Below are 16,226 nucleotides of genomic sequence, written 5' to 3'. Positions count from 1 at the left end.
AGTCGGACCGCTCACTTACGGACGATGCCAGGGGCCGCACCACGAAGCGTTGGTTCTCCGTGCCAGGTGCTTGGGACCAAGTGCCGTGATTCCCCAGCGATTCCCGAGCGATTCCACAGCCTCAGGTTCTTGGAAGCCGGCGTCACCCAGGCGCCGGAGAATGTGCCTCAGCGGTGGTGCGAAGGGGGCATTGCTCCTCCTCGCGCCCGAGCGTCTCCTCTCTAGCTAGTCGTGTGTGTGCATCTCCTCCAGCCGTCCGGTCGCACGCCGCCAGGCGAGAGAGCGCGGATCAAGGAAGCCGAAGTGCCCGGTCGCCGGGATCTCCTCTTCGGTCACCCGCCCCCGCGCCTCTCGCACGGCATCGGCCAGCCGCTGGTTCTCCGCGATCCTGTGCGGCTGCTCGTTCTCACCCCACAGCAGGAACTGCGGACACGCCGTCCCAGGTGGCGTCATGAGATCCGCGGCCTGGTAGAGGCCCGGCACCTCGCCCGGCAACCCGCCCATGAATCGCGCGTATTCGTCGTCAGGCGCCATCGCGTTGGCCCGCAGGTCGCACACCGCGCCGAGCGCGATCACGCCCGCGACGACGGGCAGGCAGGTCATGCGCAGGGCGAGGTAGCCTCCCGCCGAATGCCCCAGGACCAGGGGACGCCGTGAGGGTTGCAACTCCGAGCGCATGCGCTCCAACGAGGAGACGACGTCAAGGGGGCTGGTCAGCGGTCCACCACCGCAATCGGTGCGCCGGTACTCGGTGTTCCACACCGCGAAGCCTCGTCGGGTGAGATCCGCTGCGGCTGCCGCCATGAGGGTGCGGTCGAAGTGGCGGGCGAATCCCCCGCCGTGGACGAGGAGGACGAGCCGACGGTACGTCCCGCTCTCGGGCATCCACAGGTCGGCGACCTGCTCGGCGTGGTCGCCGTAGCGGTACTCACGCCGTGTGAGACCGCCGAAGTCCGTGCGGGCCATCACCTTCTCGATCCACTCGTCGAGTTCCGGAGCACTGCGTGGCTCAGGGCCGGAGAGGGGCTGTGGGTGCGGCGTCGAGGCCCCCGCCGCCTGCTCAGTCAAGGCGCGAGCCTTCCAGTTCGGTGACCACGCGGGCTACGTCGGCCTGTCCGCCGAAGGCCGAGTAGCCCCCGTCCACGGCGATCTCCGCACCCGTGACGTATGAGGCGAGATCGGAGAGCAGGAAGATCACCACTTGCGCGATTTCCGAACTGTCCGCCATGCGTCCCAGCGGGGTGAGAGCGATGTTGGCATCCACATAGGCGCTGGTGCCGGACACGGCCATCGGTGTGCGCACGAGGCCGGGATGGACCGAGTTCACGCGGACGTTGTCAGCCGCCAGTGTTCCGCACGCCGACCGCGTCAGCCCCCGCACGGCCCACTTGGCAGTCGAGTACGCCGCTGCCGGATGGCCGACGAGTCCCGTCGCCGAGGAGATGTTGACGATCGAGCCGCCCTGTCGGCGGCTCATGGCCCCGCCGACCGCTCTGATGCCGTGGAACGTGCCGCCCACGTTGACGTCGAGGACTTTCGCCCAGTCCTCAGGACGTGTGTCCAGGACACTCACGCGATGGCTCAGTCCCGCGTTGTTGACCAGACCGTCGAGCCTGCCGAACTCCTCCAGGACCTGGTCCACCAGGACGTCCCACTGGTCGGGCACCGTGACGTCGTGGACCAGGTGCAGGACCCTGCCTCCGCGCTCGGTGATGCGGTCGGTCCTCGCCTCCACCGGCCGGGTGTCCGCGACCACCACAGCGGCGCCGGCATCGGCGGCCATCTCCGCGACCGCGGCCCCGAGGCCCTGTGCTCCACCCGTCACGACCACCGTCCTGCCGTCCAGCGCACCCGCCAGACCGGCCGGGGGCCCTGCCGACGCCGGTTCGCGCTCACCTTGTCGGGTCGTGTTCACTCTGCTCCACTCCTGGACGCGGTCACTCCGGCGGCGCGCGACGGCACGGCGCCCTGCTCCGCCGGGCCGGGGTCCGACGTGAATCTCTCCACCAGTTCCCGGGCCTGGTCCCGGGTCGGCGCACTCCACGGCTCGGGCACCCTGACCACAGCCGCCAGGCTGATCAGGCACAACACCGCGAACAGCAGGGCCGTACCCTTCCAGCCGACCGCGAGGTAGAGCGCCGAGGCCATGAAGGGCACGAATCCGGCGATGACGGCCGACAGCTGGTAGGCGAGCGAGGCCCCACTGAAGCGCACCTCGGGCCGGTACATCTCCGGGAGCAGGGTTCCCTGCGCGGCCACCAAGGCGTTCTGGAACACCGTGTAGGCCAGGACCAGCACACCGGAGACCAGGAGGACCGAACCGGTGTTGACCATGAGGAACATGGGGAAGGCGAACGCGACACCGAAGACGCACGCTCCGATGAAGACGGGCTTGCGCCCGATCCGGTCGGTCAGCATCCCCCACAGGGGAGTGGCCACGATTCCGATTCCCGCGGCCAGGCACAGTGACCGGAGGATCACTCCTTCGCTCGCCAGGTCGTTGTCCTTGAGGTAGCTGAGCATGAAGGTGACGGCGACCGCGTAACCCGCCGGCTCGGCGACGCGGATCAGCAGGCCGAGCCCGACGGCACGCCAGTCACGCCGGATCACCTCCACCATCGGCGACTTCAACTCGCCACCGGAGCCCTTGACCTCCTCGAAGACCGGCGACTCGCTCAGCCGGGAACGGATGGCCAGACCGATGACGATCAGCACCAGGCTGAACAGGAAGGGCAGACGCCAGGACCAGTCGTTGCCGAGTGAGGACGTGCTCAGGAACGCGAGGTTGGCAAGGAGCAACCCGACCGCGAACCCCGCGTGCATGAAGCCGGTGTAGGCGCCCTTCCGGTGCAGGGGGGCATGCTCGTAGGTCATCAGTACGGCGCCTCCCCACTCCGCCCCGAAGGCGAGACCCTGCACGACGCGGACGACCACGAGGAGGATGGGAGCCAGTGCGCCGACCGCGTCGTACGTCGGCAGCAGTCCCATACAGACGGTCGTCACACCCATCAGGATCAGGCTGGCGACCAGGACCGGCTTGCGGCCGATCCGGTCACCGATGTGCCCTGCGACGATGCCGCCCAACGGCCGGGCGACGAATCCGACGCCCAGCGTGGCGAAGGCGAACAGAGTGCCCGTCGCCGCGTCGGATCGGGGGAAGAAGGCGTCGCCGAAGTACAGCGCGGCAGCGGTGCCGAACCCGATGAAGTCGTACACCTCGATCGCGGCACCGACACCGGCCCCCGCCGCCACTCGCTTGGCCTCCGGCGTACCGGTCGGCCTCCCCCGCTCCCGCACGATCTCTTCCATGGCGCCCGCCCTTCGCGTCGCGGTCCGATGCGGACCGACGGTGGCACCGACCACCTGGGGTGGCCGATGGGGAGCACCTTAGAAACGCACTATCTTGAGAGTCAAGAGGTATCGAGAATCTCGCCAGCGACGGGGCCTCTCGCCTCTAACAGAGGAATAGGGGGCAGGTACCTTGACTATCGACACTTTCCCCCGCGTGGGCCAGAATGAAGCCGGCCCCGCACCGAGTGACGAGGTGACGATGACATCCCAGGAGCCCCAGGAGCCCCAGGAGTCCCAGGAGGGCGCACCCGCGACCCAGGACGCGGTTGACCGCATGATCGCGGAATGGGCCGAGGTCAGGCCCGGACTCGACGTGAGCAGCAATCAGGTGGTCAGTCGCATGCTGCGCCTGATCAGGCTGTTCGAGAGGGACCGCGAACGGGTGCTCGAGTCGGTCGAGCTCGAACCATGGTCCTTCGACATGCTCGCCCTGCTGCGCCGCCGCCCTCTCGGTGCGGCCACGCCCAGAGACCTGATGTCGGCGACACTGGTCACCTCGGGCACCATGACGGCCCGCCTGAAGTCACTGGAATCCCGTGGCTGGGTGACTCGTTCGCCCGACACCGTCGACCGTCGCCAAGTGATCGTCAAGCTCACCACTCCCGGTCGGGAACTCTTCGACCAGGTCTTCGCGGATGTCCTGGACTGCCAGAACCGGCTGATCGCCTGCCTGGACAAGGGGGAACGGGAACACCTGGCCGGAGTGTTCCGCATGATGCTCTTGAATCTTGAGGATTGACTCGACTCCATCGCAGGGTGTGACCGTCTCGCCCAACGCGGAAGAGGAGCGGCTCCTAAGCCTCCTCGCGCTCCTCCGCCGGGGCGTGCTCCTCCGCCGGGGCGTGCTGGGGCATGAGGCGCAGGGCGGGGAGGCAGGCCGCGGTGACGGCGAGGACCGTGATGAGGCTGACCGTCATGGCGTGGGCGGGGGCGCCGGAGTGGAAGTAGACCGTGGTGACGGTGGCGGAGCCGATGCCCGCGGCGAGCTGCTGGACGGCGCTGAGAGAGCCGCTGGCGCTGCCCGCCTCGTCGGGGTCGATGCCGCCGAGGGCGATGTCGAAGATCGTCCCGAAGCAGGCACCCATACCCATACCGGTGAGGAGGACGGCCGGGGTGAGGGTCCACAGGGTGAGGTCGGTGCCCTGAGCGAGGACGAGGGCGAGCATCCAGCCGCCGCCGGCGAGGGTGATCAGCATGCCGATGAGGATGAGGGTGCGGCCCAGCCGCTTGATCAGGACCATCCCCGCACCGGCGGAGATGATGATGCCGATGGTCAGGGGCAGCAGCCCGAGGGCGGTGTCGCCGGGCGAGGCGTGCAGCGCCTGCTGCATGAACAGCGACATGACGTAGACGAGTCCGCTGGTGACGGCGAAGTACAGCAGGCCGACGACCAAGCCGGACGTGAAGCCTCGGTTCCTCAGCAGTGACGGCTTGATCAGCGGGTTCGCGGCCGACTTCTGGCGGCGCGCGAACAGGACGAAGCACACCGCGCCCGCGATCAGACTGCCGATGGGCACCACTCCCCAGCCGCTGCCGGAGCCCTCGATGAGGCCGAAGAGCAGGCCGAACATCGTCAGGGCCAGCAGGGCGGCGCCGGTGCCGTCGACCGTGACCGACGCGTCGCGGTCGCTGCGGGGCAGCATCCGCGCGGCCACGAACGTGCCGACGGTGCCCAGCAGGATGTTGATCAGGAAGATCGGGCGCCAGGACAGCCCCGCGATGTCCGCGTCGATGATGAATCCGGCCAGGATCGGGCCGCCGACCGTCGCCAGACCCAACAGGGGCCCGAAGAGGCTGAACGCCTTGCGGAGCATGTCGCGCGGGAAGGTCTTGGTCATGATCGCCATGCCCTGCGGGATGAGCAGGGCACCGAACGCCCCCTGCACCACACGGGCGACGATCATGAGTGCCGGATCGGGCGAGAGACCGCAGACGGCGGAGGCGAGCGTGAAGCCCGTCATGCCGATCAGGAACAGCCGCCGCTGGCCGAACTTGTCGCCGAGGCGCCCGCCGATGACGAGCAGGACGCCCATGGCCAGGGCGTAGGACGAGCCGAGCCACTTGATCAGGGACTCACCGCCTCCGATGTCGTGCTCGATGGTGGGGGCGGCGATGTTGGTGACGGTGGAGTCGATCATGTCGAGCGCGTCGGCGACGAGAACCAGCGCGAGGATCAGCCACAGGGCGAACCGGGTCGGGGACGCACCGGTCGACGCGGGTGTTGACGCCGGCGTTGACGTGGATACGGGTGCGGATGCGGATGCAGATGCAGATGCGGACATGGCGGCCATCTCCTTCGTACGGAGTCGAGGGGTGGTGCGGAGTCGAGGCGTGCGGGGTGGGGCGGCGCGGAGTGGGTGCTTCAGGGCACCTCCGGCACCTCCGGCATCGCCGGCACCTCTTCACCGTAACGAACATGTTCGTGACGAACAAGTTCGTCACGAACGCGTTTGGCCCGAACTTGTTCGCCCCCTACCCGTTCGTTACGGTGGGCCGTATGGGATCCGACACCGACCAGCCACGACGCAGCCGCCGGGAACGCCCGGCCAAACCCGCCCTGTCGCGGGACGGGATCGTGGCCACGGCGGTCGGGATCATGCAGTCCGAAGGGCTGGCGAAGGTGACCATGCGCCGCCTGGCGCAGGAGCTGGACACGGGTCCGGCCTCGCTCTACGTGTACGTCGCCAACACCGCCGAACTGCACGCGGCGATCCTCGACGAGCTGCTGGGCACGCTGCGCGTCGCGAACGGCGGCGACTGGCGCGAGCGGCTGGAGTGGCTGCTCACCTCGTACACGGACACCCTCTTCACGCACCCCGGCCTGTCCCGCGCCGCACTGGTGACCCGCCCCAGCGGCACGCACTACCTCCGGCTGGTCGAATCACTGCTCGCGCTGCTCGACGAGGGCGGCGTCCCACCCGGCCAGGCGGCCTGGGGCGTGGACGTACTGCTTCAGTACGCGACCGCGACAGCGGCGGAGCAGGCGACGCGGGACCAGTCCACCGACACGCAGGCCGAGTGGGACTCCCTCACGGGCGCCCTGCACGGCACATCGGAGCGCACCCACCCGCACATCGCGGGCGTGGCCGCGCAGCTGGTCTCCGGCACGGCGGAGCAGCGCATGTCGTGGGGCATCGCGACCCTGATCAACGGCATCAGCGCCACCCCCCTGCCCACAGAGGACGTCTCGGCCGAGGGCGCACAGATCTGACGGGCCGCACAGTCCGGCCACGCCGGTCACGCCGGTCACGCCGGTCAGGCCCGTCACGCCCGTCCGTCAGGCCCTGGGGCTCAAGCGTCGAGATCCGAGCGCTCTTTCAGCGGAATGGGTGGCGGGATTGAATACCCACCCGCCCACCCTGACCGGCACGTTGACCATTTGTGACCGACTTGCGACGGATGGTAGCGACGCTCTAGCGTCAGCCGAACCGAGACGGCCCCCGCCGGTGCGATAACACCGAACAGGGGCCTGACCACTTCGATCGTCAGGAGCGATCTCATGGCTGTCAGCCAGCTTAGTGCCGCCCTCCCCTCTGCGCCCGTACCGCCGCCCACGCTCGATCACCCGATGGCCAATCCCGGGTACGGCAAACGTTCGGCACCGGATCAACGCCCGCGCACCGGACATGACTTCACCCACCTCCTCCCCCGTGACGCTGCCGTCGCCGCGTACATCGACGGCCTGTGTGACGGCGCCGACATCTCCGTGAAGACCCTGGCCAAGGCGCTCCCGTACGGACAGTGCGCCCTGCGGACCACGCTGAACCGCCTCCAGGAAGCAGGTCACCTGCGCCGGGGCAGCGAGTGCATCGCGACCGAGGAGGTGCTGCTCTGGGTCACGCGGACGTTCTTCTCCCGCACCTGGCGCGACGACGACTGGTGGGATGCCTTCACCCGGGGCGACGTACCACCGGAGCAGCCCCAACGCCCCACCCGCTCACGCTCGTTCATCCTGCTCGCCGCCCTCGGCCGCACCACCCCCACACTCAGCCTGTCCCAGGCCGACTGCCTCGCACTGGAACCCCAGGTCAGCGAATGGTTCGAGCGCGGCGCCACCGAACCGGAACTCCTCCACGCCCTCACCGACGGCCTGCCGACACCCGTCCACCACGCCGCCGCACTCGTCCGCCGACGCCTGCGCGACAAACTCCCGCCCGTACGCGAAGCTTCCCCCGCCCACCGCGTCGTCCTGCGGACCCTGGAATGCGGCGAATGCCGCGCCCCCGGCAGCGCGGAAGCGATGCCCGGCGGACTCTGCGGCACCTGCCGGGGCAACCCGAACCCGGCCCCCACCGCCCCCACCGCCCCCACCGGCCCCGCAGGCGCCGTACCCGTCCAGGGCGTACGGGCCAGGATGAGCGAAGTACGGGCGGGACTCGTCCCCCGCGCGGAACGCAACCACCGGTAAGGACGCCGCAAGTAAGGGGCCGCCAGAGGATGCCAGGAGACGGCAGAGTACGGCAGCGACGGCAGGGGCCGGACTGCCGGTTGCTCTCCTTGCCCGTCTGATCATGGCCGGAAGACACTGGCGTCCTGCGGACTTCGGCGGCAAACAGCGGGGGAGACAAGCGATGGCCATGAAGAGAACCGGCGCCGCCCAGTGGAAGGACATACCCCCGCCGCCCCGGTCGAGGATCGGTGAGACTCTGCTGGTGGGTGGGGCGCTGCTCGTTCTTTCCGTGCTCGCCGCGCTGACCTGCTATTCGGCCTTCGCCAGCTGGCTGCCCGACAGTCGCGGCCGGCTCAACGAGTACAGAGCGGCCGAGACGTGCCCCGCCCGCACGGTGATACCGAGGTTTGAGGACTGTCTGCGGGAGCTCGCCTTCACCGTGGAGAGCACCCGGAACGCCCCCAGGCAGATAGACGCGACCCTGCTCGGCCCGGAGCCCTACCCGAGGAGGGTCGTGTCGTTCGGCCACTCGGGGCCGGTGCTGAGCGGGCTTGAGCCGAAGGACCGGATCACCGGAACCGTCTGGCGCGGCAACGTCGTGGAGATCGCCGAGGGGGACATCCGCCAGGTTTCCGCCGACGCGCCTCGCGACGAACCCCAGATGATCGTCGCCGCCGGGACCTTCGCGGGGCTGATGGCCGCGTTGACCCTGATGTTCGGCGGGGTGCGTCTGATCAGACCGCGCCACCTCGGATTCCTCACCTGGAGCCCGTACGGCAAGTGGCTGCTCATCGTCACGGGGGTGAGCTGCGCCGTCGTGGGCCTGTTGACCGTGTGGACCGGCCTCCCGTGGCTGATCGTGCCCACGGTCTGCGGGACGGTCGTCGCGCTCACGGCGTGGTTCCTCCACCAGGACCTGCGAAAGGGCCGGGTCGGACAGGGCCACGCGGAGTGAGCGACGGCCCCGCGCCGCAAACCACTGGCGGGCGCGGGCCCTCGCCGACGACCATGGCCCCCATGAGCGACCAACCCGCACGATGGAGCCAGGCAACCGTCTACCCCGACATGTGGGCCGACCCCGACGACGACCCCCGCAACAGCGAGGGGGTCAGCCCGGACGGCGAACTCCCCACACTCCAGGACTTCCTGACGGACTACCGGCACACCCTGCGGATGAAGTGCGAGGGTCTGGACGCGGAGCAGCTCGCCCGGCGGCCGGTTCCGCCGTCGACCATGTCGCTGCTCGGTCTGATCCGGCACCTCGCGGAGGTGGAGCGGGACTGGCTCAACTGGATCAGCGACGGTGAACCGCGCCCGAAGCTGTACGGCAAGCGGGACGCGGACTTCGACGGGGCCGTCGCGGACCAGGCCGTGGTCGACGCCGCCCACGCCGACCTGGCCCGCGAACAGGCCGCGACCGACGCCGCACTGGCCGAACACCCGGATCTGGGCACGCGCCTGGGCAAGGACGGCATCGCGGTACGGGAGCTGCTGGTGCACCGGATCGAGGAGTACGCCCGCCACTGCGGCCACGCCGACCTGCTGCGCGAGTGCATCGACGGGCGGGTGGGGCAGTAAGCGGCTGGGCCGCCACGGGGGGGGGCGGCCCAGCCTGTTGTCGGTGCGGCACGCTAGGACGTACCGCCGCCGGGATGTTCCTGCCTGCCGTCCGGTGTCACCAGCTCCCCGGCGCCGACGGCGGGACGACCTCCGGACGGTCGTCGCAGGTGATCGTGTTGGGGAGCAGCCAGGGTGCCAGCCAGCCGCCGTCGTTGCCGCCGAGGTCCGTGAGGGCGAACTCCGAGCCGGTCGCGGGGAAGTTGAACGAGCCGCAGTTGTTGACGCCGACCGCGCCCACGTTGCGCGCGTCCACGTTCTCGAACGTGGCGCCGCCCGCCGCGCGGGCGCTCAGCACGGACGTACCGGTGCCGTCGACCTTGATGTCCTTGAAGTGGACGCCCTTGATGACGTACTGGTCCTTCACGCCCCAGTCGGAGACCAGCATGATCGCGTTGTAGGTGCTGTCGAGGAAGTTGTTGCCGGTGACCCGGATGTCCGCGTCGATGCTCTTGTCGAGGGCGAAGATCCAGAGGGCGCCGAGGCCGATGTTCCAGTTGAGTTCGTACGTACCGGAGCGGACCGTGGTGTTGGCCGTGAGGTTCAGCTTTCCGGCGAAGGGCTCGGCGTCGAAGCGGGAGCCGATGTGCAGCGCGCTGCCCTCGCGGATCGGGTCCGCGACCAGGTTGTTCGAGACCGTGTTGTCGGTGCCGCCGTAGATCGCGATGCCGTTGGCGAGGACCGGGGTCTGGACGGTGTTGTGGTCAAAGGTGTTGCGGGCGTTCGCGGTCTTCTCGGACCACATGGCGAGGCCGTCGTCGCCGGAGTTGCGTACGAAGGTGTGGGCGACGCGTGAATCGGTCACGCCCGTATGGAAGTTGATGGCGTCGGCGATCTGGTCGACGATGATGTTGCCGGTGATCCGCAGGTTCGACATCGGGCCGTCGAACCACATGCCGACCTTGGTGTGGCTGATGTGCAGGCCCTCGATGGTCGAGTCGCTGAGCGCGCCGCCGATGCCGTTGACCTGGTCGGTGTCGATGCGTTCGCGTACGTCGCCCTCGATGGCGAAGCCGGACAGATGGACGTTGCGACTGCCGCCGTCCGCCGCGTCCTTGCCGTAGAAGCCGACGCCGGTGTGGACGGAGCCGTCGGGGGCCGGGCGGTCGAGGGCGACCTCGCGGCCCTTGATCTTCGTGTACCAGTTGCCCGCGCCGACGATGGTGACGTCGTCGACGACGATGTGCCGGTTGACCTGGTACGTGCCCGGCGGGATGTACACCTTGAGGTGGGTGCGCCGCGCGAAGGCGATGGCCTTGTCGATCGCGTCCGCCGAGTCGCGCCGGCCGGTCGGATCGGCCCCGAACACGAGGACGTTGGCCGCGAGCAGCTCGATGCGCGGGAGGCCGACCAGCTCCGAGTCCAGCAGGTCGATGGCCGTCCACGCGGCCCGGCTGCCGGCCGGGACGGTGAGTCGTACGGTGTCGCCCGCGCGGTACGTACGGCCGAGCAGGAGGCGCTGCTCGTCGTAGAAGTGGCTGGGCCGGTACGGCTTCGCGATGACCGGGGCCGGGGTCGTCTCGCTGGGTACGCAGGAGCACTCGGTGATCCACCAGTCGGGGTGGAGCAGCCCGGCGCCCGGGTCGTTGGAGAACGGGTACTGGTTGTACAGCCAGGCGTACTGCGAGGTGAGCGTCATCGTGGAGCGCTTCTTGCCGTTCACCGAGACGTCCAGCGGTGCGGTGATCCCGCCGCCGTTCGGGGCGTCCGGGATGCTGTAGCGCACGGTGATCGCGTTGGCGGCGCGCGGCAGCTTGAACTCGACGTGCTCGCCCGGCTCCAGACTGACCGCCTTGCGGCCGGACGCCTCGGCGGGGAGCGTGTACGCGGTGCGGTCGGGGCCGATGACCGTGCCGTTCGTCGCGGCGTTCTCGGCCTCCTGCTCGACGAAGGCCACGTCCGCGCCCCGCCCGGCCACGAGCGCCGGATCGAGGGCGGCCCGGGTCACGGCGGAGGTCGTGGCGGGGGGCGCGGCAGGGGGCGTGGCGGGGGCGTGCTGACCGGCCAGCGCGGGCGTGCCCGCCAGCACGCCGAGGCCGACCGCGGCTGCGGTCATCGACGCAACCGCGGCCGCGTACACGGCTGTTCGCCGAGGTCTTCGCGAACTCACTTCGGTACCGGTGATCTTCCGTGACATCGCATGCCCGTTTCTCTGAGGCGGAGTGCGCAACTGGGGACGACCGGTACTTCGGGGAGGGGCGGCCGCCGTGGAGGTGAGGCGACAGTAGGACCCGTACGTCCCGGCCCACAAGACTTCTGCCAGAAGGTTCCGTCAGATTGCTGTCCAAGTGCACATGTTCGTAGGATTTTTGCGTGGGGAGGGCAGTTCGTTGCGAGATCTCGCGTGGTGCCACTCGGTGTCCCTGGCGCACTCCCCGAGCGATCACGGCACCTGGCATGATCCCTGCCATGCGGATCGCATCAGCCGATACGGCCGACATCCACCAGGTCCTTGATGACCATCACCGATACTGGGGAGAACGCGACCTCCGGGCCCTGCATCTTCTGGCGCTGGTACAGGAGTTCGGCTCGACCTGCCTGGTCGCTCGGGCCGAGGACGGAATCCGTGGCTACGTCATCGGGTTCGTCACCCCGGTCGGCACCGGCTACGTACACCTGATCGCCACCCGGGACGATGCCCGCGCCACCGGTCTCGGGCGCCGCCTGTATGCCGCGTTCGCCGAGGCCGCGCTCCGCCACGGCGCACGGCACCTGAAGGCGATCACGTCACCCGGGAACACCGGCTCGATCGCGTTCCACCGCCGCCTCGGCTTCGACGCCGAGACCGTGGAGGACTACGACGGACCGGGCCGGGCCATGGTCGTCTTCCACCGGCCTCTGCCCTTCGACACATCACAGCCCTGAACGACCTCTGCCCCATCAGCAGCACTCGCTCCCCGGGGCGTAAGCGCTTACGGGGCACGTAAACCGGCTATTTCCTGCCGCTAGATATTCGTCAACTCAGTTTGGCAGAAAGGGAAATCGCGACCAGCGCAGTGCAACGGAAGGCTGGGACAGACGTCTGGCAGAAGGCCATACTTCAGTGTGTGCAGCATAGAAATCTTCGGCGGGTTCGCCCGCCCAACACTCATCTGGTCCGTGCCGTCTCACTAAGCGTAGTGGCGGTAGCGAGCGCCGGTCTCACTCTGTGGATGCTGATCGATGACTCGGGCATCGACGTGGGCTCGGCGGTGGGGATCGTCCTTTCGCTCGCCGCGCTGGTGGTGGCGATGCTCGACTTCTTCCGCGGGACCGACACATCGCCTCTGGACGCCGCTGCGCTCGCCGACGACCTGGCCCTTCAACTGCGGGCCCAGTGGCTGGACGAAGCGGGGGCGCGGCGACTGCGGGACGAGCGGGTCCTGCCGCTGACGTGGACGGCGACCCGGCGACGTGTCACCGACTCGCGTTGGAACCGGCCCGACGGCTCGCGGGTGGCGCGGCTACACCTGGACGGACGGTTGGATGGCCGGTTCGAGGAGGTCGTCGGCCGGCTCGCGGACGGCTATGCGAGGGTGCCGCACCGGCGGCTGGTGGTGGTGGGCGAGCCCGGATCGGGGAAGACGGTGCTGGCCATGCTGCTCACCTCCGGTCTGCTGGCCGCGCGGGAGGGAGGCGGGCCAGTGCCCGTGCTGCTGCCGGTCGCCTCCTGGGACCCAGTTCAGGAGCCGCTGAACGACTGGGTCGTACGGACTATGGCGCAGCCGTACTACAACGGCCGCGAGGACATCCCCCGCATCCTCCTGGAGCAGGGCCTGGTCATACCGGTCCTCGACGGCCTGGACGAGATCCCCGAGACGGCGCGGCGTGGCGCTATCCGGGAAATCAACAAGACCGGAACGGACCGTCCGCTCATCGTGACCTGCCGGGCCGTGGAGTACGAGGAGCTGGTACTCAACGGCGCGCCCGCGCTGCGGCAGGCGGCCGTGGTGGAGGTGCTACCGGTCCGGCCGGTGGACGTCGTCACCTACCTACGGGGCGTGGAGTGGCCGGACGGGGTCGACTGGGCACCGGTCCTCGCACACTTGCGGACCGAGCCGGACAGCCCGCTGACCACGGCTCTATCCACGCCGCTGCTGGTGACCTCGGCGCGGCTGGTGTACCAGCGGGGCGGGAATCCGGGCGAACTCCTCGACACCACCCGCTTCGGCTCCACGTACGCGGTGGAGGACCATCTCCTCAAGGGCATGGTCGAAGCGGCCTACGCTCCCGACCCACGTCTGCCGGAGGGGGCGGAGACCGGGGAGTGGTGGACGGCCGAACAGGCGGGGAGATGGCTGACGTACCTCGCCCGTCACCTGCACGGACTGCGGGAGCGAGACCTGGCGTGGTGGCTGCTGAGCGGGCGGCTACTTTCCAAATGGGCGGGGCCCCTGACGGGACTGCCGTTGGGTGTACTTCTGATGGCGGCAACCATGATGTTCGCCCGCCTGACCGACAGAGATGTGGCGCTCAGCGACGGATTCGGCATCGCGTTTCTGTACACCCTGGTGCACACCGCTGCATGGCATGCGTCCGCCTTCAGGACGCCGAGCCGACTGAGCTGGTCGGTGGAGGGGTCGGGGAGACGGCTGTTCCGCGGATTCTGGACCGGTGTGGCTACGGCGGCGCTGGTCGTTCTGCCGTTGATGATTCCGGTGACCGTGGAGGGCACGGATTTCAGCAAGAGCGGGTGGACGGCTGAAGAGATGCAGGCCGTTCTCGAAGGTGCCGGTACCAGCGTCGCGCTCCTGGTGCTGGCCGGGCTGACATTCGCTGTTCACGGCTGGCTCGACGCGCCGCCGTCGAGTGCGGCCCAGGCCAGTCCACAACGTCTGCTCGCCCAGGACCGGTGGTCGGCTGTCGTCAGTGCAGGAGCGGCCGGGGTACTGGTGGTTCTGCTCGGAACTGCCGCTGTGTGGGCCGGTGAGCTGGCGGGACGCCTGATGTTCCTGGCACTGACTGGCGCGGGCCGCGCCGACCCGGCACTCCTGGTCCGGGAGGACCTGCTCTCCGTGGACTTCCTGGATGGGGTCACGGGGATGGGCTTGCTGTTCGGAGCGTGTCTCACACTGATCCTGCTTACGAGCCAGGCGTGGCCCCGCTTCGTGCTGGTGAGGGCCTGGCTCGCGCTGCGCGGCAAACTCCCCTGGCGGCTCATGGCGTTCCTCGCCGACGCCCGGCGTCGGGAGATCCTCCGCCAGGTCGGAGGCGTCTACCAGTTCCGCCATATCCGGCTCCAGGAGACGCTGGCCGGAGTGCCGCAGTACCCGGACGAGGCCTCGGCGGCACGTGCGAGGGTCAAACGGAGAGCGATTCTGGCAGTCGGTGTGGGAGCGGCCACTCTAGGCGTGGTGGGTGGTGCCCGGCGATTCCAGGACAGCAGCTCTGCCAAGCTTGCCCTTCCGGACTCTCCGAGGGTACAGGCGGTGCGGTTCCGGCCGCCGCACGAGACGGAGGCGGCGTCGCGGAAGGCACCGTCAGTGGCGTACCTGCTTGAGGACGGGAGGGTGGGACTGTGGAGCGGCCTGGCGGAAGATCGGATTCCGTCCCCTGTCACCGCCCCCCAGGAAATGGAGTTCAAGCCTGGCGAGCTCCTGTTCCTTCCTGGCGGAGCCACTCTTATCGTGCCCATCGCGAAAGGGAGTGCTGCCATCGACCTCGAAAGCGAAACCGGTGTTTCTCTGCTGAAAAACGATCAGGAATGCGACCAGGAATGCGACCAGGAATACGGCATGATGGATGTGGGCAACATGTCCATGACCAAGCACTCCCTCGCCTACGACGCCAAGAGGAATCGCCTGGCCTGCAGCCAGGGGGGTGGAGGGGTGGCCATTTGGGAGGTGAAGAGCGGTGAAAGAGGTTCGCCGCCCAGCTTCATCCCGCTCCGTCCCGCCGAGGAGCAGGACGACTACCTGCCAGGCGCCCTTGGGCTGGCCTTTTTCGAGGACGGCAGGCTGGCAATGCTCGTCGGCGATGGCGTGGGGTGGTACCAGAAGCCGAAATTCAACAAGTTCAAGTCGTGGCCAACGCTAGACCGGGAAAATGACCACACCACGTTCGCCGTCGGCGACGGCGGGAGGCTGCTCGCGGTGGGCGGTTTGTACGAGGCCAAGGTATGGCGACGGAGCAGAGACGGCTTCAATCGCTCACCCTGGTCCCTCAAGGGGGACATAGATGTCTTGGCCTTCGACCCGAGCGGGTCCCTGCTGGCCGTGTCCATGGACAACTCCGGCGACGTCCAACTCCACGCGACGGAGCCCGCGCGCCGGAACCGCCCTCCGGCCATACTCCGGGGCCACATGGCGACGGTGGTCTGTCTGGACTTCAGCCACGATGGCAAGTGGCTGGTCACCGGGGACACGGAGGGAACCATCCGGATCTGGGACGTCAAGCGGTACCCCGCCTAGCCTCGCGCTTTCGTACGCCCAGCAGAACTTTGTAGATAGTTGATCGTGGTTGGGCGCAGATCTTTTGAGGTGTCTGGCACGAGTGCGACCTGCGGGTCCGTGGTCCAGCACCACTACGCCGTGTCGGTCGCGCCCGGCCGTTCGGCGCCGACGCGGACGGACGGGTGCCGTGAGAGACGGACGGACGGGTCTGCCGCGATGGGTTCCGTGGCGACGATGGACGCGATCCATACAAAACCAACCGCAGGTGGGCCAGACCCTATGAAGATCTGCACCCTTCGACGATCACCACGTCACCACGTCGCCACGTCGCAGGTTGGCCGTCGCCGCACTGATCATCGGCTTCGCGGGCCGTCTGGCCACCACGCGTGCACCATCGATGACGAGTTGTGGGCAGTGATCGATCCGCCGGGAGATACGCGACGGCATCCACGAAGCCTTCGGCGCCGTGGGCTAATCACTCGCTGCTGCCGCTTGCG

12 protein-coding genes are annotated in these 16,226 nt (G+C 68.7%); 7 read left to right on the top strand and 5 right to left on the bottom strand.

Going from position 1 to position 16,226, the window contains the following annotated elements; translation table 11 throughout:
- Positions 1-225: 225 nt before the first annotated feature.
- From ACZ6S6_RS21895 to ACZ6S6_RS21885, 3 genes are read right to left on the bottom strand one after another with little or no spacing between them, the layout of a single operon-like run.
- Positions 226-1,068 (bottom strand): alpha/beta hydrolase family protein, encoded by an 843-nt coding sequence (locus tag ACZ6S6_RS21895; protein WP_469706648.1) that lies wholly within the window; start codon positions 1,066-1,068, stop codon positions 226-228.
- Positions 1,061-1,915 carry an SDR family NAD(P)-dependent oxidoreductase gene (locus ACZ6S6_RS21890; RefSeq protein WP_469706647.1) on the bottom strand — a complete coding sequence of 285 codons (855 nt, stop codon included), beginning with the start codon at positions 1,913-1,915 and terminating at the stop codon, positions 1,061-1,063. The genes ACZ6S6_RS21895 and ACZ6S6_RS21890 overlap by 8 nt, the downstream gene beginning before the upstream one ends.
- Positions 1,912-3,309, bottom strand: coding sequence for an MFS transporter (locus ACZ6S6_RS21885; RefSeq protein WP_469706646.1), 1,398 nt, complete (start codon positions 3,307-3,309; stop codon positions 1,912-1,914). The genes ACZ6S6_RS21890 and ACZ6S6_RS21885 overlap by 4 nt, the downstream gene beginning before the upstream one ends.
- 241 nt (positions 3,310-3,550) lie before the next feature.
- Here ACZ6S6_RS21885 and ACZ6S6_RS21880 point away from each other — a divergent pair, with 241 nt between their 5' ends.
- Entirely contained in the window at positions 3,551-4,090 is a 540-nt protein-coding gene (locus tag ACZ6S6_RS21880) for a MarR family winged helix-turn-helix transcriptional regulator (protein ID WP_469706645.1), read from the top strand.
- Between the two features lie 55 nt (positions 4,091-4,145).
- Here the strand turns inward: ACZ6S6_RS21880 and ACZ6S6_RS21875 are convergent, their stop codons facing one another.
- Positions 4,146-5,633 carry an MFS transporter gene (locus tag ACZ6S6_RS21875; protein ID WP_469706644.1) on the bottom strand — a complete coding sequence of 496 codons (1,488 nt, stop codon included), beginning with the start codon at positions 5,631-5,633 and terminating at the stop codon, positions 4,146-4,148.
- 215 nt (positions 5,634-5,848) lie between these two features.
- On the opposite strand from ACZ6S6_RS21875, the gene ACZ6S6_RS21870 reads away from it, so the two are divergent.
- The 4 genes from ACZ6S6_RS21870 to ACZ6S6_RS21855 all read left to right on the top strand — a co-directional run bounded on the left by ACZ6S6_RS21870 (position 5,849) and on the right by ACZ6S6_RS21855 (position 9,319).
- Complete coding sequence (locus tag ACZ6S6_RS21870) at positions 5,849-6,562, top strand: TetR/AcrR family transcriptional regulator (protein WP_469706643.1); 714 nt, start codon at positions 5,849-5,851, stop codon at positions 6,560-6,562.
- A gap of 357 nt (positions 6,563-6,919) precedes the next feature.
- Positions 6,920-7,759 (top strand): hypothetical protein, encoded by an 840-nt coding sequence (locus ACZ6S6_RS21865; RefSeq protein WP_469706745.1) that lies wholly within the window; start codon positions 6,920-6,922, stop codon positions 7,757-7,759.
- 163 nt (positions 7,760-7,922) lie between these two features.
- Positions 7,923-8,696 carry a hypothetical protein gene (locus tag ACZ6S6_RS21860; RefSeq protein ID WP_469706642.1) on the top strand — a complete coding sequence of 258 codons (774 nt, stop codon included), beginning with the start codon at positions 7,923-7,925 and terminating at the stop codon, positions 8,694-8,696.
- A gap of 62 nt (positions 8,697-8,758) precedes the next feature.
- Entirely contained in the window at positions 8,759-9,319 is a 561-nt protein-coding gene (locus ACZ6S6_RS21855; protein ID WP_362965414.1) for a DinB family protein, read from the top strand.
- Positions 9,320-9,416: 97 nt separating this feature from the next.
- On the opposite strand, the gene ACZ6S6_RS21850 is transcribed toward ACZ6S6_RS21855, so the two are convergent.
- On the bottom strand, positions 9,417-11,414 hold the full coding sequence (locus tag ACZ6S6_RS21850) for a glycosyl hydrolase family 28-related protein (RefSeq protein WP_469706641.1): 1,998 nt from the start codon (positions 11,412-11,414) through the stop codon (positions 9,417-9,419).
- A gap of 353 nt (positions 11,415-11,767) precedes the next feature.
- Here ACZ6S6_RS21850 and ACZ6S6_RS21845 point away from each other — a divergent pair, with 353 nt between their 5' ends.
- Together ACZ6S6_RS21845 and ACZ6S6_RS21840 are read left to right on the top strand one after the other, a co-directional pair.
- Positions 11,768-12,223 (top strand): GNAT family N-acetyltransferase, encoded by a 456-nt coding sequence (locus ACZ6S6_RS21845; RefSeq protein WP_469706640.1) that lies wholly within the window; start codon positions 11,768-11,770, stop codon positions 12,221-12,223.
- Between the two features lie 287 nt (positions 12,224-12,510).
- Positions 12,511-15,747 carry an NACHT and WD40 repeat domain-containing protein gene (locus ACZ6S6_RS21840; RefSeq protein ID WP_362965420.1) on the top strand — a complete coding sequence of 1,079 codons (3,237 nt, stop codon included), beginning with the start codon at positions 12,511-12,513 and terminating at the stop codon, positions 15,745-15,747.
- Positions 15,748-16,226: the final 479 nt, after the last annotated feature.

Source organism: Streptomyces sp. NPDC048671, assembly GCF_055587045.1.
This window is presented reverse-complemented; position numbering and strand designations above follow the sequence as displayed.